The sequence below is a fragment of the Streptomyces sp. NBC_00433 genome, assembly GCA_036015235.1.
Classification (GTDB): domain Bacteria; phylum Actinomycetota; class Actinomycetes; order Streptomycetales; family Streptomycetaceae; genus Actinacidiphila.
On record CP107926.1, the window covers coordinates 4,471,015 to 4,492,364 of the forward strand.

The window sequence follows — 21,350 nt, forward strand, 5'->3', positions numbered from 1 at the left end:
TGGGCGCGGCGGCCCCGCGGTGCTCGCGCCCGTACCCTTCCCGCGGCGAGACTGGCCTCATGGCTGACATCAAGCGCAGCGCGGGCCTGCTCCTCTTCCGCCGTACCGACTCCGGGGTGGAGGTGCTGCTCGGCCACATGGGCGGGCCCTTCTGGGCGCGCAAGGACGCCGGGGCGTGGACGGTGCCGAAGGGCGAGTACGAGGGCGGCGAGGAGCCCTGGGACGCGGCGCGGCGTGAATTCCGCGAGGAGTTGGGGCTGCCCGCGCCGGAGGGCGTGCCGCTGCCGCTCGGCGAGGTGGTGCAGTCCGGGGGCAAGCACGTGACCGTATGGGCGGTGGAGGGCGACCTCGATCCGGCGGACATGGTGCCGGGCACCTTCACCATGGAATGGCCGCGCGGCTCGGGCCGCACCGCCGAATTCCCCGAGCTGGACCGGGCGGCGTGGTTCGGGCTCGACGCGGCGCGCGGCGTCGTCGTCGAGGCGCAGGCGGCCTTCCTTGACCGCCTGGCGGCGCGGACCTGACGCCGTGTCGGACCGGCGATCAGCCCTGCGGGCCGGCCCCCGGTTGCGGGCGTCACGCACGCTCGCCTTCAGGTGCCGGGCCCACCGGGGTGAGCGCCGCCTACGACGCCCCGGACCGACGCGTGCCGAGGGGGGACGCGGGTAACGGGATATCGTCCGGGAGTGCGCTGACCGGGCGGCGAAGACCCGCGGAGAGGACTGTCATGGCCGATCGTCGGCAGGAGGACGCGTCCGGCGAGAGCCCGGTGCCGGGGGGCCGGGGAGCGGGCGGCGGCGCGTGGGAGGCGGCGCGGCCGGCGATGGTGATCGGGGCGCTCGGCGTGGTCTTCGGCGACCTCGGGACCGGCCCGCTCTACACCATGCAGACCGTGTTCAACCCGGACGACCCGCACCCCATCGCGGTCTCGGAGCGCAACGTCTACGGCATCGTGTCGCTCATCTTCTGGTCGGTCACGATCATCGTGTCGGTCACCTACGTGCTGCTGGCGATGCGCGCGGACAACGACGGCGAGGGCGGCATCATGGCCCTGATCACGCTGCTGCGGCCCGGCAAGTCGAAGCGGGGACGGCGGACCGCCGCCGCGCTGGCGGCGCTGGGGATCTTCGGCGCGTCGCTCTTCTTCGGCGACAGCATGATCACCCCGGCGATCTCGGTGCTGTCCGCGGTCGAGGGGATCAAGGTCGTCCAGCCGTCGCTGGACAGCGCCGTCGTGCCCATCACCGCGGTGATCATCGTGGTGCTCTTCCTGGTCCAGAGCAAGGGAACCGCCGCGGTGGGCCGGGTGTTCGGGCCGGTGATGATCCTGTGGTTCACGGTGATCGGCGCCTGCGGCATCTCCGGCGTCGCCGACCACCCGCGCATCCTCAGGGCGCTGTCGCCGACCTACGCCGTGGGCTTCCTGGCCGGCCACTTCGGTACGGCCTTCTTCGCGCTGGCCGCGGTCGTCCTGGCCGTCACGGGCGCCGAGGCGCTCTACGCCGACATGGGGCACTTCGGCCGCAAGTCGATCACCCGCGCGTGGCTCTTCCTGGTCTTCCCCGCCTGCATCCTGAGCTACTTCGGCCAGGGCGCGCTGGTCCTGGCCGACCAGGGCAATGTCGACAGCCCCTTCTTCCTGCTCGTGCCCCACTGGGGCCGGCTGCCGGTGGTCGTCCTGGCCACGGCGGCCACAGTGATCGCCTCCCAGGCGGTGATCACCGGCGCCTACTCGGTGACGTCGCAGGCCGCCCAGCTCGGCTATCTGCCGAGGCTGCGCATCGCACACACCTCCGAGTCCACCATCGGCCAGATCTACGTGCCCTGGATCAACTGGCTGCTGCTGGGCTCGGTCCTCACCCTGATCTTCGCCTTCCGCACCTCCACGGCACTGGCCTTCGCCTACGGCATGTCGGTCACCGGCACCATCACCATCACCACGCTGCTCTTCTTCTACGTCGCGCGGACGCGGTGGGGCACGTCGCTGTGGCTGGTGGTCTCGGGGGCGTCCGTACTGCTGCTGGTGGACCTGCTGTTCGTGGCCGCCAACCTGACCAAGCTCGTGCACGGCGCCTGGCTGCCGCTGCTGATCGGGCTCACCGCCTTCACCGTCATGACCACCTGGCAGCGCGGGCGCACGATGGTCACCGATGAGCGGTCACGGCGGGAGGGCTCGCTGCGCGAGTTCGTCGACGGGCTGCAGCACGACGACAGGGTGGTCCAGGTCCCGGGCACGGCCGTCTTCCTCAACCGGGACAAGCACACCACGCCGCTCGCCATGCGGGCCAACGTGGAGCACAACCACGTGCGGCACGACCAGGTGGTCATCCTGTCCATCGAGACCAGGCCGGTGCCCCGCGTGCCGCCCGCCGAGCGGATCCTCATCGACGACCTCGGCTACACGGACGACGGGATCATCCACGTGACGGCCCGCTACGGCTACATGGAGACGCCCGACGTGCCCGGCGCGCTGGCGATGCTGGACCCGGCGAGGACCGAGGGGCCGCTGGAGGTCGACCGGGCGTCGTACTTCCTGTCGAAGATCGAGCTGCGCCGGGGGAAGGCGACCGCGCTGCCGCCGTGGCGCAAACGCCTTTTCATCGCCACGTCCTACATCACGGCCGACGCCGCCGCGCACTTCGGCCTGCCGCGCGACCGCACGGTCGTCATGGGCTCGGACATCGAGGTCTGACGCCTCCGGGCGGCGCCGCTCAGAGCGGGAGCAGCGCCAGGGGGGCACCGCTCGGCGCCGCCGAACCGCCGCGGGGCTCCGCGGTGATGCCGACGCCGTCGGCCCCCGCGGGCGCTCCGTCCAGCAGGGCGGCGCCGGCGGTCCGGCCCCGGTCGAGCAGCCCGGCGGGCACCATCACCCCGCCGCGGCGGTACCACAGCTCGTACACCCGCGCATCGGGCAGGGCGGGCAGGCCGCGGTAGAGGACGGCGGCCTGCCGCAGCCGGGCCGAGGCCACCACCGTCGCGGTGCCGCCCGTGGTGAGGGCGGCGGTGCGGAAGGTGGCGTCGGGCACGGCGACCAGGGCGCCGACCGCGGCCGCCTGCCGCTCGACGCCCGCCGTACGGACCCGCTCGGCGCCGGCCTCCTGCCGGGCCTGGACGGCCACCGCGGTGGCGGCGACGGCGCCGGCCAGGCACGCGGCGGCGGCGAGCACCGGCAGCCGCTGCCGCCAGCCGCGCCGTGCGGGGGCGAGGACCACCGCGTCGGGGACGTCCGGGGGCAGTTGCCTGACCTCGGGGATGGCCGACATGACGCGCTCGCGGAGCCCCGCGGGAGGCTGTTCGGCCACCGCCATGGCCAACCTGGCGGCGGTCTCGCGCAGTTCGCGCACCTCCTGGGCGCACGCCTCGCAGTCCCGCAGGTGGCCGCGGAAGAGGTCCGCCTCGGGCCCGGTGACCGCCCCGACGGCGTAGGCGCCGGTCAGCGTGTGCAGGTCGCCGCCCGTCATGAACCCAACCCCATGCAGTCGCGCGGCCGGGTCCCGGCCGTACCGGTGTGCGGGTCGCCGCCCGTCATGAACCCACCCCCATGCAGTCGCGCAGCCGGATCAGCCCGTCGCGCAGCCGGGTCTTGGCCGTGCCCAGGGCCACGCCGAGCAGGTCGGCGGTCTCCTGGTAGGTGAAGCCGCGGTAGTAGGCCAGGGTGACCGACTCGTGCTGGAGGTCGGTCAGCTGTGCCATGCAGCGCCGCACCTGCTCGCGCTCAAGGCGGCGCTCCACCTGCTCGCTGACCTCGTCGAAGGCCGGGGTGTGCTCGCGCAGCCCGGCGCGGTGGTCGCGGTCGGCGGAGGCCTGCGAGGAGCGGACCCGGTCCACCGCGCGGCGGTGCGTCAGCGTCATGATCCAGGCCATGGCGCTGCCCTGCCGCGCGTCGAACCGCGCCGCGCACCGCCACACCTCGATCATCACCTCCTGGGCGACCTCCTCGGACTGCGCCGGGTCGCGCAGCACCCGCCGCGCCAGGCCGACCACGGAGCCGGCGACGGCGTTGTAGAGCCGCTCGAAGGCCTGCTGGTCGCCCCGGGAGACGCGGTCGAGCAAGGACTCCAGGGCCCCGGAACGGGGCTCGGGAAGCTGGTCGTCGCGTGCTGCGACGCGCATGGGCACCTCCTGACGGGCAGTCGCCCACAGCGGGAACGGCGGCACGGGCCCGCCGGTGACGGCCACCGGGCGGGCCGCCCCGGCCGGATCGCGGCGGCGCCCTGCAGCCCGCGCACGGACCGGGCCCGGGGCGCTGGACGGCGGTGCCGCGATTCGCTCACACCCGGTGTTCGGCGCCGCGCGGCCCGCGGATTGGTCCGTCGTCCCCCCGGGTTGACGGACCACGCCCCTCGTTACGTCGCCCGCCAGCCGCTCCACGCGGTGACGGTGACCTCGACGACCGGGCCGGACGGGGGCCGCCCGGCGTACTGGCGCGGGTATCTGGCGGTGAGCAGGGCGGCGTAGCGCGCGGCGTCCGCGGACTCGGCGGCGGGCGGGAGTACGCGGGCCCGGCCGTCGGCGCGGGACCACCACAGCCGGGACCAGTCCTCGTCGTAGTCGTCGGCGAGCAGGCAGACCGCCGGGTTGGCGCGGATGTTGGCCAGCCGCTTGAGGCGGGTCGACGTCTTCGGCTTGTGGTCGACGGCCATGACCAGCGACTCGCCGGTCACCGCGAACACCACGGGCACCAGGTGCGGCAGCCCCTCGGCGTCGGCGGTGGCCAGCCGCGCGACGCGGGCCGCGGCGAAGCGGTCGCGCGCCTCGGCCCCCGTCAGCGACGGCATCAGCGGAAGCGGGCCGCGACCCCGGCGAAGCGGTCGAGGTGCGCGAGCGCGGCGGCTTCCGGATCGGACGGCAGGTAGAAGAGCACGCGCTCCACGCCGAGCGCCGCGTAGGCCTCGATCATCGCGGGGTCGTCGGGAATGGCGTAGACCGTGACCGGGACCTCGCGGCCGGCCGTGGCGCGCATCTGCTCGATCATCGGGCCCAGCGCCTCGGGCGGCAGGCTGTTGGCCAGCCAGGCGTCGCCCAGTTCCGCCACCCGGGGGAAGGCGCCCTTGCCGCCGCCCACGTAGATCGGCGGGTGCGGCTTGCGCACCGGCTTGGGCCAGGCGTAGGCGGGGTCGAAGTCGACGAATTCGCCGTGGAATTCGGCCTTCTCCTGCGTCCACAGCTCGATGATCGCGCGCAGCCGCTCGTCGACGAGCCGCCCGCGGGTCGAGGCGTCCGTGCCGTGGTCGGCCATCTCCTCGCGGTTCCAGCCGACGCCGACGCCGAAGACGGCCCGGCCCTCGGAGATCAGGTCGAGCGAGGCGACCTCCTTCGCGGTGTGGATCGGGTCGCGCTGCGAGACCAGCGCGACGCCCGTGCCCACCAGCAGCCGCTCGGTGACCGTGGCCACCGCGGTCAGCGCCACGAACGGGTCCAGCGTGCGGTAGTACATGTCGGGCAGGTCGCCGCCGCCGGGGTAGGGCGAGCGGCGCTCGACCGGGATGTGGCTGTGCTCGGCGATGAAGAGCGAGTCGAACCCGCGCTCTTCCAGGGCCCGTCCGAGCGGGGCCGGCCGGATGCTCCGGTCGGTGATGAAGGTCGAGATCCCGAATTCCATACGGCTCCGTCGTCGCTGCTTCCCGCTTCCCGCTCCCCGCCGGCCCAACCACGCCGTCAGGGCACGTCGCGCGGCCTGCCCGCCATTGTCCGCGCCGCCGGTACGGCCCCGCCAGGGGGCACGCCGGTCACGGCCCGACCCGTCCGCCGGGGCCCGAAAGCCGGTTCCGCGGGCGGGCCCCGGGGCCCGCCGGACCGGGTCGGCGGTCAACTGCGGTCCGCCCTGCCGGCGCTGCGGCGCTGGTGGCGGGCCCGGGGCGGGCGCGGCGGGTGTGGTGGACGTGGTGCCGTGCCGGGGGCTGGGCCACAATCGGGGCGGCAACGGGGTTGTGGCGGGGCGCGGCGCCGACGGTACGGGCCGGATCCGGCGTCGCGGCGCGCGGCGCGATCGGCGGCGCCGCATGGCACCGCGCGGCCGGCAGCGGCCCCTACGGCAGGCCTCACGGGAGGATTTCCCCATGTCCGCAACAGCTCAGGTCCCGCCAGAGACGGGCAGTCGGGTGGCGCCCGCCACCGGGCGGCTGGCCCGGCTGGCCCGCTTGCTGGTCGGGCGGCGGCGGCTCGCGCTGCTGCTCGTCGGGCTGGTCGCGGTCGTGGCGGCCGTCGCCGGCGGCGGGGTCGAGGGGATGCTGTCGAGCGGCGGGTACACACCGCGGTCGGCCGAGTCGGTGTCCGCGGACCGGCTGCTGGCGCAGCGCTTCCACGCCGGGGCCCCCGACCTGATCCTGGTCGCCCGCGCACCGGGCGGCGTCTCGGACGGTGCGGCGCGGCGGGCCGGGCAGGCGCTCACCGAGCAGTCCGCCCGCGCCGAGGGCGTCGTCTACGCCCGGTCGTACTGGTCCACCGGGGACCCCACGCTGCGCTCCCGGGACGGCCGCACCGCGCTGGTCCTGGTCAAGCTGGCGGGGGACGAGGACGCCGCCTACCACCGGGCGCACGACCTCGCGCCCGCCCTGCAAGGCGCGCACGGGCCGCTCGACGTCAGGATCACCGGGCTCTCGCAGGTCAACTCCGAGGCGGAGGACCAGAGTTCCAAGGACCTCACCAGGGCCGAGCTGCTGGCGGCGCCGCTCACGCTGCTGATCCTGCTGGCCGCCTTCGGCTCGCTGCTCGCGGCGCTGCTGCCGGTGCTGGTCGGCGTCGCCGCCGTCCTCGTCACCTACGCGATGCTCGCCGGGCTCGCCCAGGTCACGTCGGTGTCGGTCTTCGCGCTCAACATCACGACCGCGCTCGGCTTCGGACTCGCCGTCGACTACAGCCTGTTCATCATCAGCCGCTACCGCGAGGAATTGGCGGCGGGCCGCGAGGTGACGGAGGCGATCGCGGCCGCGCTGCGCACCGCCGGGCGCACCGTGCTCTTCTCCGCGCTGACGGTGGCGCTGTCGATGGCGGCGCTGCTGGTCTTCCCGCTGTATTTCCTTCGGTCGCTCGCCTACGCGGGTGTGCTGGTCGTGGTCCTCGCCGCGCTGGCCGCGCTGGTCGTGCTGCCGCCGATGCTGGCCGTGATCGGGCACCGCATCGACCGGTGGGACGTCTTCGCGCCGATCCGCCGCCGGCTGCCCGGCGCGCGGGAGCCCGAGCAGGGCGTGTGGCACCGCACCGCGATGGTGGTGATGCGCCGCCCGGTGGCCGTCGGCGGTGCGGTGGCGGTGGTCCTGGTGGCGCTGGCGCTGCCCTTCCTGCAGGCCAGGTTCGCGCTGATGGACGACCGCGTCCTGCCCCGGCACAGCGACGCGCAGGTCGCCGCGAACGTGCTGCGCGACCAGTTCCGCGAGGCGCAGACGTCGCCCGACGTGGTGGTGCTGCCCGACCTGGACGCGGCCGCGCAGAGCGGCTCGCTGGCCGCCTACGCGCAGCGGCTGTCCCGGGTGCCGCACACCGTACGGGTGGACTCCGCCGCGGGCGGCTTCAGCGCCGGCCGCCAGGTCGCCCCCGCCGCCGCCGGCTACCTCGCCCCGCGGGGCGAGGGCACCTGGCTGTCGGTGCTCTCCGACACCGACCCGTCCTCGGCGGCCGGCGAGCGGCACGCGCGCGACGTCCGCGCGGTGCCCGCGCCCGCCCTCGGGCCGGTGCTGGTGGGCGGCTCCGCGGCCACCCAGGTGGACACCAAGGACGTGCTGGCGCGGCGGCTCCCGTGGGCGGGCGGCGTGATCGCCGCCAGCATGCTGATCCTGCTCTTCCTCTTCTCCGGCAGCGTCGTCATCCCGCTCAAGCAGCTGGTGCTGAACGTCCTGAGCCTCACCGCGTCCTTCGGCGCGATGGTCTACGTCTTCCAGGACGGCCACCTCAAGTGGCTCGTCGGCGACTTCGTGAGCACCGGGCGGCTCGAAGTGACCGTGCCGATACTGATGTTCTGCGTCGCCTTCGGCCTGTCCATGGACTACAGCGTCTTCCTGCTGTCCCGGATCCGGGAGGAATACCTGGCCACCGGCGACACCACCCGCGCCGTCGCCTTCGGCCTCGAACGCACCGGCCGGCTGATCACCGCCGCCGCGCTGGTCGTCGCGACCGTGCTCGGCGCGCTCGCCACCTCGCAGCTGAGCATCCTGAAACTGCTGGGCGCCGGCCTGGCGCTGGCGGTGGTCGTGGACGCCACGCTCGTCCGCGGTCTGCTGGTGCCGGCCCTGATGCGGCTGCTCGGGCGGCACAACTGGTGGGCTCCGGGGCCGCTCAGGCGGCTCCACCGCAAGGTCGGGCTGACCGAGTCCTGACCCTGGCCGCGCGGTCGGGGCGGTGGCTGCCCGTCTCCACACGACGCTGCGTCGTGGCTTGTCGCGCAGTTCCCCGCGCCCCTTTTGGCCTGCGTCTCCTACGCCCAGGCGTTCGCCCCTGGCAGGGGCTGGGCTCTGCGCTGGAGAGTGAGCGTTTTTCAGGGGCGCGTGGGGGTACCCCCAGGCGAAGCCCTGGGGGAGAACGGAGCGCCCCGCCGACGAGGCGGGAAAGGTGACCGCCAACCGCAAGTGGCACCCGCCCGGGGGCGCGCCTCCGGATTCCGCCCGCGCGAGCGCGTCCGCGCAGGTCCGGACGGGTCCGGGCCGGTCCCACCGATCGTGCAGAAGACGTACAGAACCTCTGCAGTCCGCGCAGGACATACTGCCCCGTTGGACAGCGAAGTCCGGGTGTCGATGAGCCGACGGAACACGCAAGAGGAGCTCGTCTTGAGCACGCAAGAGGACGCGGGGGGCCGGTCCGCACCTTTCCTGGTCGCGGCGGTGGGGAAGCGGCCGTCGTTCCATCAGACCGTCACGACCGCGCTGCGGGACCTGGTCAGGGACTCCGGCCGGCTCCTGCACGACGAGGGCCCCGACGAGGACCCCGGGGAGGCCGGGCCGCCCCTCGACGCACCGGCCTACGGGCAGGTGCTCGACCGGTCCCGCCGCTTCCTGGACGCGGTGCTGCCCGACGCCGGATTCCTGCTGGTCAAGGCCGATTCGCTGGCCGATCTCGGCCGCACGCTCCGGCAGCACCCGGGCGGCACACCGGTTGTGGCACTGCTGCTGATCGACGCCGCCGCGGCCGGCGTCAGCGCGGCCCCGATGGACCGCGAACTCCGCTCGGCCCTCGACCAGCTGGGCACCGACCTGGAGGGGGCGGCGGTCTTCGAGCCGTCCGGCTGCTCCGTGGTGGTCTACGAGGCGGCCGTGCCCGACACCGTGCACGTGGCCTCGCCCTTCACCCACCGCCTGCTGCCCGAGCAGGACTGGGTGCTGGCCGGCGACGTCGTGTGCTGCCTCACCGACGTGCTCCAGCTCAGGCAGAGCGCCGCGCTGCGCGCCGCCTCCCGGGCCACGACGTCGGCGCTGGCGGGCGCGCTGGCCGGCTTCCTGCACGGCGAGGCAGGCGGCGCCTGGGGGCTGCACTACTACACCGGCTCCGCCGTCAGCGGGCTGATCGGCGACCTGGAGGATCTCGTCGCCGGGCCCGGCAACCCGGTGCTGCGCGGCCCCAGCGAACACAGCCTGGCCTGCGGCGCGCTGGCCCGCTGGCAGCTGGACGCCGCGCCCGCGCTGATCGTGGCGACCAGCGGCATGGTGGACGAATTCCGCGGCACCCTGGCCAACCTCAGGGAGGCCGGGGCCCGCGGCTTCATCGTCCTCGCCGACTCCCCGGAGAGCGCCTGGTTTCCCTTCCAGGGCACCGTGCACGCCGCCGAGGACTCCCGCGAGGTGCTGCGGGCCCGCCGCCTGCCGTACTTCTACCTGGACGACCCCGACCGGCTGGACGAGGACCTGGCCGCGGCCTTCGAGGCGTACGGGCAGGGCCGCGGCCCGGTGGTGCTGCTGGCCACCCCCGAGGTGCTGCGGGTCCCGGCCGGATCGGCACCGCGGCCGCGGCCGGCCGCCGCGAGGCCGCGGGCGGCGGTCACCGAGGACGCGCTGGCGCCCGTCATGGACCTCGTCAACAACGGCCCCGCGCATGTGCTGTGGCAGTGCGGCGCCGTCGACGCGGAGCAGCGCGGCATGGTCCACGAGATAGCCGCCGCGGCCGGTATCGCCCTGGCCGACTCCCTCACCCGGCCCGGCACGGTCGCCGGCCACCACGAGGGCCGCCGCGTCGAGGAGTACCTGGGCACGCTGGGCATGTACGGCTACTCCGCCCGCGTGCACGACTTCCTGCACGAAGGCGGCCGGCTGCGCGGCCGCGACCGGCAGGCCCTCTTCTTCCTGGGCAGCCGGATCGCCGAGGCCGCCACGCCCTTCGCGGCCCGCACGCTGCACCGGATGCTGCGGATCGTGCAGGTCACCAGGGAGGCCGCGCACCTGGCCCCCTTCGCCGACCACCCCGTGCACGCCGAGAACGCGGACTTCCTGCGCGAGGTGCGGCGCCGGCTGGCGGTGCCCGAGCCGCTGCGGGCCGAGCGGCGGGCCGCCATCGCGCGCACCGCCGACAGCCCGTCGGACGTGCTGCACCTGCTGCCCGTCACGCCGATGAGCGCCAACTACTTCTTCCACCGCCTCGCGGCCGTCCTGGACGACCTGATCACCCGGCAGGGCTACACCTACACCGGGGTCTACGACGTGGGCCGCGGCGGCCTGTCCGCGATCCGCAACCTGCCGAGGACCGGCCCCGGCTTCTCCGGCTGGTACGGCAGGGCCCTGATGGGCGACGCCCTGTCCGCGGTGCCCGCGCTGGCGCTGACCCGCGAGGACAATGTGCTGGCCTTCGTCGGGGACGGCGCCGCCGCGCTGGTCCCCGACATGGTGCCGACCCTGGTCGAGCACATCTGCCTGGACGGCCGCCGCCCGGCCCGCAACATCAGCGTCTTCCGGCTGGTCGACGGCGGCCACTCCGTCATCCGCACCTACCGCGAGGGCCGGGCGGGCGCCGCCGCCGCCCGCCAGACCCGCATCCTGCACCTGCTCGACGAGGAGCGGGAGCAGTCCTTCGGCCCGGTGACCGTCAACCGCCGCCGCCTCACCGGCGTGGACCCCGACGCGCTGCGCGACCAGCTGACCCGCCCGGCGACCGTCAACCTCTACTCCGTCCTGCTCGCGCACAACAACGAGGGCGACGGCCTGAGCCTGCTGTCCTCCCTCGGCTGGCAGCGCGACCAGCTCTCCGATCTGGCCCTCGCCATGGGCGGCACGAACCGCCGGGCACCCCGTAGGAGCACACGGTGAAATTCGGATTCCTGGCCCACCCGACCAGTTCGGGCCACCGCAACCAGGTCCGCGGCATGGACCTGGTCAGCCGGCTGCTGGAGGACCAGCGCGGCACCGTGAGGGAGGACGCGCCGCGCCACCACCTGCGGCTGCCGCTGCTGTCGTCGGTGACGTCGGCGACCGGTGCGCGCTGCACCGGCGACGTGAGGTACCTGCCGTACACGGCCGGCGATCTGCTGCGGCTGCCCGGCACCGCCAAGGAGGTGGTCGCCGCCGAGGTGCTGGCGCTGCGCGAGGCCGGCGCGGACATCGTCGGCCTCGGGGGTGCCACGTCCATCGTCGGCGACCGCGGGCTGTGGACGGCCGAGCGGACCGGCACCCCCGTCACCAGCGGCAATTCGCTGACCACCTACGCGGCACACCACGCGGTGCGCACCTGCGTGACGCTGCTCGACCTGCCGGTGGACAGCACCCGGATCGTGGTGGTCGGCTACCCGGGCTCCATCGGCCTGGCGATGACCCGGCTGCTGCTCGCCGACGGCTTCCCGCTCGACCTGGTGGCCCGCCGCGGCAACCGCGCGCCCGAGGCGCTGCTGCGGCACCTCGAACCGGCGCAGCGCGCGAGGGTGGCGCTGCACGACGACATCGGCGACTGCTACGACGGGCCGCGGCTGTACGTGACCGCGTCCTCCACCGGCGGGGTGGTGGACACCGCCCGGCTGCACCCGGGGTCGATCGTCGTCGACGTGGCGCTGCCGCGCGACGTGCCCACCGCGCCGCGGGCCGGGCACGACGTGCTGGTCATCGACGGCGGCCTGGTCACGGCCACGGACGAGGTCACCTTCGGCGACGGCTCGCTTCCGGGCCCGAGCCAGCAGCTCAACGGCTGCCTCGCCGAGACCATGGTGCTGGCCCTCGAAGGGCGTGCCGCGTCCTGCTCGCTGGGCCGCGACCTCGACATCGGCACGGTCCGCGACATCGGCGAGATCGCCGGCCGGCACGGCTTCCGCCCCTCGCCGCTCGCGTCCTTCGGCCGGCCGCTCGCCGACGGCGACATCGCCCGGCTGGCGGTGCACCACACCGCTTCGCACACCGCACGGGCGGGCGCCGCGGACGTCACCGCCGCCACCAAGTGGCGCTTCCGCGCGCACGTCAACCCGCCGATGGCCAAGCTCTTCGCCGCCCACCACATGGACCGGGTCTTCACCGAGGCGAGCGGCTGCACCCTGACCACCGCGGACGGCGTCCCCTACCTCGACTTCGTGGCCGGCTACGGCTGCCTCAACCTCGGCCACAACCACCCGGCGGTGACCCGGGCGCTGCGCGGCTTCCTGGACGGCGGGGCCCCCACCTTCGTGCAGTACGTGTCGATGCCCGCCCAGACCGCCGAACTCGCCGAGCGCCTGTCGGCCGTCGCCCCGCCGGGCCTGGACCGGGCCTTCTTCAGCAACTCCGGCGCCGAGGCGGTGGAGGCCGCGCTGAAGCTGGCCCGCGCGGGCACCGGGCGGCAGCGGCTCATTTACACGCACAACAGCTACCACGGCAAGACGCTCGGGGCCCTGTCGGTCACCGGCCGCGACACGCACCGCGCCCCCTTCGGCCCGCTGCTGCCCGAATGCGTCGCGGTCCCCTACGGCGACACCGGGGCGCTGGCCGCGGCGATCGACGGGGCCGCCGCCTTCATCGTGGAGCCGGTGCAGGGCGAGGGCGGTGTCGTCCTGCCGCCGCCCGGCTATCTGAAGGCGGCGCAGGAGCTGTGCCGGCGGGCCGGGGCGGCCTTCGTGCTGGACGAGATCCAGACCGGGCTCGGCCGCACCGGCGCGATGTTCGCCGCCGAGCACGACGGGCTGGAGCCGGACGTGCTGTGCGTGGCCAAGTCGCTGTCCGGCGGCATGGTGCCGATCGCCGTCACGCTGTCGCGCTCCGAGCTGTGGGACGCGGCCTACGGCAGCAGCAACCGGGCGATGCTGCACTCCTCCACCTTCGGCGGCGGCAACTTCGCCGCCGCGGCGGGCCTTGCCACCCTCGACGCGCTGGAGGCGGAGAAGCTCCCGGCGCGCGCCGCCGAGCTGGGCGCCCACCTGCGCGCGGGGCTGCGGGAACTGGCCGGCCGCTACGACTTCATCCGCGAGGTGCGCGGGATCGGCCTGATGAACGCCATCGAATTCGACGGCGACTTCTCCGGCGCCGCCCGCGCGCTGGCCGACGAGCTGCTCACCAGGCTCCCGGGCGACCTGCACGCGCTCGCGGACTGGATGCCCGACGACGTGCGCGACGCGATCAGCGAGGCCGGCGGCGCCCTGGAGGCCACGCTCGGCGACCTGATGTGCCTGCGCTTCGTGCACGCGCTGGCCCGCGACCACCGGATCCTCACCTTCGTGACCGCCAACCACGGCCGGATGCTGCGTATCCAGCCCCCGCTGGTGCTGGACCGCGGCGAGGCCGACCGCTTCGTGGCCGCCGCCGACGCCGTATGCCGCGAACTGGGCCTGCACGCGGGCCTCGAAGCGCGCCGGGCCCCGGCCCGTACCACCACCCACCCGTGAGGAGATGAACTGTGACAACCGACGCAAGCCCCGCGGACCTGCTGCGGCACCGGATCGCCGACGTGCTCGTGGACCGCCTCGGCCTGCTCCCGGAGGAGGTCGTGCCCGACGCCAGGTTCCGGGAGGACCTCGGGATGGACTCGCTCGACATGGTGGAACTGCTCACCGTCGTCGAGGAGGAGCTGGGCGGCCCGCTGGACTCCCCCGACGACACCCTGTCGTCGCTGGCCACGATCGGCGACGTCGTCGCCTTCCTGCTGGAGCGCGGCGTCGGCCGCGAGGAGGTCAGCGCGTGAACGGATGCAGGGTCGTGGTCACCGGTCTGGGTCCGGTGACCTCGATCGGGGTCGGCGCGGCGGACTTCCACCAGGCGCAGGTCAAGGGCGTCAGCGGTATCGGCCCCCTGACCCGTTTCGACGCCTCCGGCCTGTCCGCGCGGATCGCCGGCGAGGTGGACCTGCCCGCCGAACTGGTGCCGAGCCGCCGCGAGGCGCTGGCCGCCGACCGCTGCACCCACCTGGCCCGCGCGGCCGCCACGCTGGCGCTCGCCGACAGCGGTCTCGACCTGGCGCGGGAGGAGCCGAGCCGGTGCGGGGTGGTCATCGGCACCGGCGCCGGGGGCCTGGAGACCTGGGAGTCCAACACCCGCACCCTCATCGAGTCGGGCCCCGGGCGGCTGGGGGCGCGCTTCATCCCGATGGCGATGAGCAATGCGCCGGCCGCCAAGATCGCCGTCGACCTCGGCCTGACCGGCCCGTGCAGCTCGGTGGCCACCGCGTGCGCCTCCGGCGCGGAGGCGCTGGTCGCCGCCTGCCAGATGATCGTGTGCGGCGAGGCGGACGTCGTCCTGGCCGGCGGTACGGACGCGGCGGTCAACCCCCTCACGGTCGCCGGGTTCGCCCGGATGGGGGCGCTGTCCCGCCGCAACGACGCTCCCGGGCTGGCGAGCCGGCCCTTCGCCGCCGACCGGGACGGCTTCGTCCTCGCCGAGGGCGCCGCCGTCCTCGTCCTGGAGTCGGCCGAGCACGCCGCCCGGCGCGGCGCCACGGTGCTGGCCGAGCTGCGCGGCTACGGGCGCTCCTGCGACGCCCACCACATCACCGCCCCGCACCCCGAGGGCGCCGGGGCGCGGCAGGCCGTCACCGCCGCGCTGCGCTCGGCCCGGCTCGCGCCGGACGACGTGTCGTACGTCAACGCGCACGGCACCGGCACCCAGTTCAACGACGCCGCCGAGGCCCTCGGGCTGCACGGCGCCCTGGGTCCCGCGGCGGCCACGGTGGCGGTGTCCGCCACCAAGTCGATGACCGGGCACGCGCTCGGCGCGTCCGGTGCCATCGAGGCGGTCGCCAGCGTCCAGGCGCTGGTCCACCAGCTGGTGCCGCCCACCGTGAACCTGGACGACCCCGACCCGGCGATCGGCCTCAACGTGATCGCCGGCGACCCCCGCGAACTGCCGCTGGCCGCCGTCCTCTCCAACTCCTTCGCCTTCGGCGGGCACAATGTGGTGCTCGCCTTCACGGCGGTGGGCGCCTGACCTGCTGAGGGGCCGTCACCTCGCTTGTGCGGCCGATGATCACGGGTTACGGTCCCCACCGGGGCACGTAGCGGGGGATCACCGGGGTGGGGGACATGGCGGACGGGATCGGCACGCCCAAAAAGGGCGAGGGCACATGGGGGCAGGCCATCACGGCCGTCGTCCTGGTCGGGGGTCTCGGCGTCGGCCTGTGGACCGTCGGGAAGGCGAATGCGCCGTCGAAGGACAGCGCGCCGCCGGCCGCCACGTGCTCGACGGCCGATCCCGAGAAGACCGCGTCCGCCGAGGTCTCCAGGGCGCGGCTGTGCGAGCTGCTCGACCGGCCCGACCTCGCCGCGCTGCTGGGCACACCGGGGGAGGTCGCGAAGTCCACCGGCACCAGCGGCGGGGGCGGCTCGAAGCTCTTCGGCCCCACGGCCCAGGTCGTCTTCGACACCTACACCGTGAGCCTGACGGTCCAGTACGACCACCTCCCGGTGTCCGAGGCCGCCACGCTGCTGGGCGACACCGTGCGCAAGCGCACGGTCCTCGGCCGCCCCGCGGTCTCCTACGCGGACCGCACCATCAGCTTCAGCCTCACGGCCGGCGGCAGCGGGAACCTCCCCGGCCACCGGGCCGTCGTGCTCTCGGTGGCCCGGGACGCGAAGGACACCGGGGGCTCCTTCGAGGTCGCCCTGTGGCGCATGGACGGCGGCGTGCCCGACGACGCGGCGCTGCTCCGCGTCGCCGAGACGGTGCTGCCCACCGTCCCGGGGTGGAATACCGCCGTGTGACGGCGGGCCCCGCCCCGGTCCGGCCGGAGCGGGCCCGCCTGCTGAGCGGCCGCTGCTACGGGCTCCAGGTGCAGGGCCTGGGGCCGGCGAGCGTCGACCACTTCGTGCCGTCGGACGAGCTGAGGACGGACAGCGTCCGGGTCCTGGTGGGGCCGGCCCGCCGGCAGGGCGATGCCGGGGCCCGGCCGCGCCGGTGGCGGCCGGGCCCCGGTCCGCTGTCAGGCGAGCGCGCTGTAGGTGTTCCAGCCGGCACCGATGTACGTACGCGCCAGGAAGGGCGCCGCCGCATCGCCGGTGCCGCGGTAGAGCCACAGGGCGCCGCCGCTCTCGCGCGCGAGGAGGTCGGCCTTGCCGTCGCCGGTCACGTCGTCGGCGCCGGCCAGGGAGTCGAAGGCGTTCCAGCCGGCGCCGACGAAGGTCCGGGCCAGGAGGGGCGCGGCCGCATTGCCGGTGCCGCGGTAGAGCCACAGGCCGCCGTCGGTGGCGCGGGCGACGAGGTCGGCCTTGCCGTCACCGCTCACATCGCCCACCCCCACCAGGGAGTCGAAGCCGCTCCAGCCGGCGCCGATGAACGTACGCGCCAGGAAGGGCGCCGCCGCATCGCCGGTGCCGCGGTAGAGCCACAGGCCGCCGTCGGTGGCGCGGGCGACGAGGTCGGCCTTGCCGTCACCGCTCACATCGCCCACCCCCACCAGGGAGTCGAAGGCGTTCCAGCCGGCGCCGACCCGGGTCCGGGCTGCGAAGGGCGCCTTCGGATTGCCGGTGCCCTGGTAGAACCACAGCGTGCCCGAGCTGTCGCGGCCGGCGAGCGTGCCGGTGCCGTCCGCCCGCTCGCCGCTGACGTCGGTGAGGAGGTTGTAGGTGTTCCAGCCGGAGCCGATGCCGACCCGGGCGCCCAGCGGTGCGGCGACCACACCGGTGCCGTGGTAATACCACAGGGTGCCCGACTTGTCCCGCGCCAGCAGGGTGCCGGTCTGCGCCGCCGGGGGCACACCGGTGCCGGTCAGCGGTTCCAGCTGCGCCCCCTGGCCCGCGTCGCCGCTGACCAGGTAGGTGGACGACTGGGCGCCGAAGTCGGTCGGGCTGAAGGTGACCGTCTGCCGCACGCTCTGCTCGGGACCGATGACCAGGCCCTCGGGGAGCGGGTCGGAGCTGGTGAAGACGCCTGCCGGGGCCTTCGCCTTGGTGATGGTGACCGGGATGTTCCCGGTGTTGGTGATGGTGAAGGCCCGGGTGCTCGACGCGCCGCGGACCACCTCGCCGAACTGGAGGGTCGCCGGGTGCAGCTCCAGGTGGCCCTGGCCGCTGATGGCGGTGCCCTCGATCGGGATGGTGAGCGGGCCGCTGGTGCTGCCCAGCGTGATCGACGACGAGCTGGGGCCGCTGCCGGTGGGCGCGTAGCCGACCTCCAGGACGATCGAGCCCTGGGCCGGGATCACCGTCCGGGCCGCCGGGTCGGCGCTGGGCAGGTTGCTCGCCGTGAAGGGGCCGCCGGGCGGGGTGACGGAGGTGATGGTCTCCGCTTCCGTGCCGGTGTTCGTCAGCTGGACGTTGGTGCTGCCCGTGGTCCCGGTCGGCTGGTTGTCGAAGGACACCGTGCCGGGGAAGGCGGCCAGGCCGGGCCTGGTGCCGACGCCGTGCAGGCTCAGCGCGAAGCTGCCGGCGTCGGTGGCCACGGTGAGCGTGCCGCTCGCGCCGAGGACCGTGCCGGGCGTGAAGGAGACCGGGACCGACAGCTGCCCGCCGGCCGGGATCGACGGCGGCAGCGCCGAGGTGTCCGCGGTGAAGGGGCCGTCGACGGTGACGCCCTTGACGGCGAGGGCCTTCGCGGGGTTCTGGTTCTCCGTCAGGACGACGTCGGTGTCGGCGGAGGCGCCCACCGGCACCAGCCCGAATTCGACCGGGCCGCCCTTGAGCGGGCTGCCCACCGGGTTGCCGAAGGCGTAGACCCTGCCGTCCCGGGTGCCGACGAAGACCTGGCCGCCGTCGGTGGCCGGGCCGGCGAACTTCGCCGAGTCGCCGATCGGCGCGGACCAGACCAGCGGCAGGACGCCGTTCCCGTCGGGGACCGGGGAGTAGGCGCGCAGTTGCGCGTTCTCGCCGGTCGGGCCGCCCGCCCGGACCACCCACACCAGGGCGCTGCCCGAGCGCGTCCCGTCGGAGGTCACCACCGGCGACCCGCTGGTGTACGGGAAGGAGTCCTGGCTGGCCCCGGCCACCGACAGCGCGGGACTGCCCGAGCCGGTCACACCGCGGTGCAGCGCCACCAGGGAGCCGCCGTTGCCGACGAGGTAGACGTAGCCGCCGTCGCCGCCCCAGACGCCGGGGTGGTCCCACTGGCCCTTGAGCGGCCCGGTGGTCCCCACCACGGCGTCGGTGCCGCCGGGGCCCTGCGAGCTGCCGCCGAGGTGGTCGCGGTCCAGCAGGAAGATCCGGCCGTCCTTGCCCTGCTGCACCATCAGGTGCGGGTGCGAGGCGGTGCCGAAGCTGTCCGGCAGGCCGGCGGGGCCGCCGGAGCCCAGGTCGGTGTCGCGCTGGTCGAGGGCCGGCGCGTTGGACGGGCTGAAGAAGTCGGCGGCCTTGAGGCTGAGGTCGGCCTGCACCTGGAGCCGGATCACCGACTCGGCGAGGGTGCCGGGCGGCGCGTCGCCGGGGCCGGGCGCGGGGCTGACGCCGTTGCCGGTGGTCAGGAAGATCCGCCCCGGCCCGTCGGAGGCGAGTCCGCCGCCTGACTGCCACACGCCGGCCCCGCTGTTGCTCGCGCCGGCCTCGGTCGCCCACATCGAGGTCACCGAGGGGTTGGTGGTGCTGACGCCGACCACGTAGCCGCGGTAGGGCGCGGCGTCGCAGTGGCCGCCGAAGCCCGCGTAGACCACCCCGTCGAGCAGCAGCAGGCCGGGCCGCTGCATCTCGTAGGCGGGCAGGAAGGACTGGGTGGGGTCGTTGGACGGCGTCCCCTGGATCGTGACGGGGAAGCCGGACTTCTCCGCGCCGGTGACCGGGTCGAGCGCGTGCATGTACCAGTGCGGGTTCATCGGGCCGGGCCCGTCGTCGACCTTGGTGGTCAGGTAGACCGCGCCGCTTGCCGGGTCGTAGACCGGCGTCGCGGTGCTGCCGACGGTCGGCGCGAGATCGCCGCAGTTGAGGGTGGCCGCGGGCCACGCGGCGCCGAAGCCGCGCTGCCACAGCACGGCTCCGGTGGCGCGGTCCAGGCCGTAGGCGTGGTTGGTCTCGGTGACCGCGATCACCGTGCCGCCGATGACGATCGGCTGGGCGTATATCTGCCCGTCGAGCTGCGCGGGGGCCTTCCAGAGCTGGCCGAAGGACGAGGAGCGCACGTCGGACGGGCTGAGGTTCGGCTCGCTCTGGTCCCAGCCGGTGCGCAGGGTGTCGGCGGAGACGGTCGTCTCGTTCGCCTGCGCCGGGGCCACGCCCAGCCCCGCCAGTCCCGCGGTCACCGCCGCGGCCACCGCGAGCGCGAGCCCGCGCGTGCGTCTGCGTCCGCGTCCGGAAACGCCCACCCCGAATGCCGCCCTGAGCATGCCGACCCCTTCGACGTCCACGCCGAAGTTCCCCCCTCGGCCCGGGAATCGAACCACACAATCCCGCCCGTCCCTACGGCGTTCTGCCTGCTCGGCGGGGTCTTGTCGGATACGGACCCGCGCCGCCGGATCGCCACCGCCGGGTGGTCATGCGCAGTTCACCGCGCGGACGCGCAAGGCGGTGTCAGGGCTGGAGGCGGGCGGCCCGCCAGCCGCCGGCGCCGTGCTCGTAGCGGAGCCTGCGGTGCAGCCGGTCCGGGTCCGCCGACCAGAACTCGACCGCGGCCGGGCGCAGGCGGTAGCCGACGTAGCGGGGCGGGCGGGGCAGGGCGGTGGGGGCGGCCGCGAGGCGGGCGGCCTCGGCGCGCAGTGCCGCCGCGTCGGGCAGCGGATCGCTCTGGCGGGAGGCCGTGGACATGGCGTGCAGCGGGGTCGGGCGGGCGGCCCACAGGGCGTCGGACTCGGCCTGCGGGCACGCGTCCACCGGGCCCGACAGGACGAGCTGCTGGCCCGTCTCGCGCCAGTAGAGCACGCCCGACGCCCAGCCGGTGGCGGCCATGTCGCGGCCCTTGCGGCTGGTGCTGTGGCTGGTGAAGAGCAGGCCGCGGTCGGTCACCTCGATGACGGCGACGATCCGGTTGGAGACCTCGCCCCGCGCGTCGGCGGTGGCCAGCGCCAGGGCCAGCGGCTCGCGGACGCCGCGCGCGACGGCCTGGTCGATCCACTCCCGGACGAGCCCCATGGGCTCCGGCGGCGGCGCCTCGTACTCCGGGAAGGCGAGGCCGACCTCGCCGGTGAGGCTCTCCAGCCTGCTGCTGCCCTCGCTCATGGGTGGCCGACCTCTCTCATACGTAGATGGTGCCGCGGGCCACGATGACGCCGTGCCCGCCGACCCGGACCTCGTCGACGCCGGCGGCCGAACCGTCGGCGGTGGCCAGCATGCGCGAAGGCCGGCCCATCTCGACGCCCTGGAGGATCTCCAGCTCCTGCCCGTAGGCGGCGAGCCCGTGCCGGGCCGCGTGGATGGCGAGCGGCCCCGCCGCCGAGCCGGTGGCGGCGTCCTCGACCACGCCGTAGGCCGGCGAGAACATCCGGGTACGCCACCGGGTGCCGCCGCCGGCGAAGCAGTTGGCGGCCATGTCGGGGAATCTGGCCAGCGCGCGGTGGTCGGGTTCGAGCGCCGACAGCTCGGCCACCCCGGGCAGCCCGACGAAGACGTGGCGGGGGCCGTTGCGGTAGATGTCCACCGGGGTGGTGGAGGACTCGACGCCCAGCGCGGCCAGCAGTTCCGCGGCGTGCTCGTAGGGCTCCCAGGTCGGCACCGGCTGCCGCATCCTGACCGCAGCGGCGCCCCCGCCGCTGCCGGCGTCCCCGGAGCCGCGCTCGGAAGAGTCGCGCTCGAAGTCCACCTCGCACGGGATGACGCCCATCGCGGTCTCCAGCCGCAGCCGGTCCTTGCGCAGCGCCCGGCCCACCGCGACGGCGGTCCCGAGCATCGGGTGGCCGGCGAAGGGCAGCTCGTTGACCGGGGTGAAGATGCGGATACGGGCGTCCCCGCCGCGCTCGGGCGGCAGGACGAAGGTGACCTCGGAGAGGTTCATCTCCCGGGCGATCCGCTGCATCAGGGCGGCGGTGAGGTCGGCCGCGTCGAAGAAGACGGCCACCGGGTTCCCGGTGAGCGGCTCCCGGGCGAAGGCGTCCACGACGGCGTAGTCGTGCATGGGATCTCCGTAGGGTCTGGGGCCACCTGG

Annotated in this window: 15 protein-coding genes; 8 read left to right on the forward strand and 7 right to left on the reverse strand. The window is 74.8% G+C overall.

Annotated features, from left to right (window positions below):
- The first annotated feature begins 59 nt into the window (after window positions 1–59).
- Window positions 60–524: an NUDIX domain-containing protein gene (locus tag OG900_18940; protein WUH91981.1), complete on the forward strand. Its 465-nt coding sequence runs from the start codon at window positions 60–62 to the stop codon at window positions 522–524.
- A gap of 203 nt (window positions 525–727) precedes the next feature.
- A complete protein-coding gene (locus OG900_18945) occupies window positions 728–2,692 on the forward strand; it encodes a potassium transporter Kup (GenBank protein WUH91982.1) in 1,965 nt (654 codons plus the stop codon).
- 19 nt (window positions 2,693–2,711) lie between these two features.
- Here OG900_18945 and OG900_18950 read toward each other — a convergent pair whose 3' ends face one another.
- The 4 genes from OG900_18950 to OG900_18965 form a co-directional block, all read right to left on the reverse strand.
- Window positions 2,712–3,461, reverse strand: coding sequence for an anti-sigma factor (locus tag OG900_18950; GenBank protein ID WUH91983.1), 750 nt, complete (start codon window positions 3,459–3,461; stop codon window positions 2,712–2,714).
- Window positions 3,462–3,525: 64 nt separating this feature from the next.
- On the reverse strand, window positions 3,526–4,113 hold the full coding sequence (gene sigK, locus OG900_18955) for an ECF RNA polymerase sigma factor SigK (protein WUH91984.1): 588 nt from the start codon (window positions 4,111–4,113) through the stop codon (window positions 3,526–3,528).
- A 233-nt stretch (window positions 4,114–4,346) separates the two neighbouring features.
- Window positions 4,347–4,778 (reverse strand): TIGR03668 family PPOX class F420-dependent oxidoreductase, encoded by a 432-nt coding sequence (locus OG900_18960; GenBank protein WUH91985.1) that lies wholly within the window; start codon window positions 4,776–4,778, stop codon window positions 4,347–4,349.
- Window positions 4,778–5,602, reverse strand: a complete 825-nt coding sequence (locus OG900_18965) for an LLM class F420-dependent oxidoreductase (protein ID WUH91986.1) — start codon at window positions 5,600–5,602, stop codon at window positions 4,778–4,780. Before OG900_18965 ends, OG900_18960 begins: the two co-directional genes overlap by 1 nt.
- A gap of 457 nt (window positions 5,603–6,059) precedes the next feature.
- Between OG900_18965 and OG900_18970 the strand changes: the two genes are divergently transcribed.
- From OG900_18970 to OG900_18995, 6 genes are all read left to right on the forward strand, one after another.
- Window positions 6,060–8,312, forward strand: a complete 2,253-nt coding sequence (locus OG900_18970) for an MMPL family transporter (GenBank protein WUH91987.1) — start codon at window positions 6,060–6,062, stop codon at window positions 8,310–8,312.
- Window positions 8,313–8,759: 447 nt separating this feature from the next.
- Window positions 8,760–11,222, forward strand: a complete 2,463-nt coding sequence (locus tag OG900_18975; protein WUH91988.1) for a hypothetical protein — start codon at window positions 8,760–8,762, stop codon at window positions 11,220–11,222.
- Window positions 11,219–13,750: an aminotransferase class III-fold pyridoxal phosphate-dependent enzyme gene (locus tag OG900_18980; GenBank protein WUH91989.1), complete on the forward strand. Its 2,532-nt coding sequence runs from the start codon at window positions 11,219–11,221 to the stop codon at window positions 13,748–13,750. The genes OG900_18975 and OG900_18980 overlap by 4 nt, the downstream gene beginning before the upstream one ends.
- An 11-nt stretch (window positions 13,751–13,761) precedes the next feature.
- Entirely contained in the window at window positions 13,762–14,046 is a 285-nt protein-coding gene (locus tag OG900_18985; GenBank protein ID WUH91990.1) for an acyl carrier protein, read from the forward strand.
- Entirely contained in the window at window positions 14,043–15,284 is a 1,242-nt protein-coding gene (gene fabF, locus OG900_18990; GenBank protein WUH91991.1) for a beta-ketoacyl-ACP synthase II, read from the forward strand. Before OG900_18985 ends, fabF begins: the two co-directional genes overlap by 4 nt.
- Window positions 15,285–15,379: 95 nt before the next feature.
- Window positions 15,380–16,057 (forward strand): DUF6215 domain-containing protein, encoded by a 678-nt coding sequence (locus OG900_18995; GenBank protein ID WUH91992.1) that lies wholly within the window; start codon window positions 15,380–15,382, stop codon window positions 16,055–16,057.
- 218 nt (window positions 16,058–16,275) lie between these two features.
- Here the strand turns inward: OG900_18995 and OG900_19000 are convergent, their stop codons facing one another.
- The 3 genes from OG900_19000 to OG900_19010 all read right to left on the reverse strand — a co-directional run bounded on the left by OG900_19000 (window position 16,276) and on the right by OG900_19010 (window position 21,320).
- Window positions 16,276–19,620 carry a choice-of-anchor D domain-containing protein gene (locus OG900_19000; protein ID WUH91993.1) on the reverse strand — a complete coding sequence of 1,115 codons (3,345 nt, stop codon included), beginning with the start codon at window positions 19,618–19,620 and terminating at the stop codon, window positions 16,276–16,278.
- 163 nt (window positions 19,621–19,783) lie between these two features.
- Window positions 19,784–20,428 (reverse strand): phenazine biosynthesis FMN-dependent oxidase PhzG, encoded by a 645-nt coding sequence (gene phzG, locus OG900_19005; protein ID WUH91994.1) that lies wholly within the window; start codon window positions 20,426–20,428, stop codon window positions 19,784–19,786.
- 16 nt (window positions 20,429–20,444) lie between these two features.
- The gene (locus OG900_19010; protein ID WUH91995.1) at window positions 20,445–21,320 is read right to left on the reverse strand and encodes a PhzF family phenazine biosynthesis protein; all 876 of its coding nucleotides are present in this window, start codon (window positions 21,318–21,320) and stop codon (window positions 20,445–20,447) included.
- Between the last annotated feature and the right edge of the window lie 30 nt (window positions 21,321–21,350).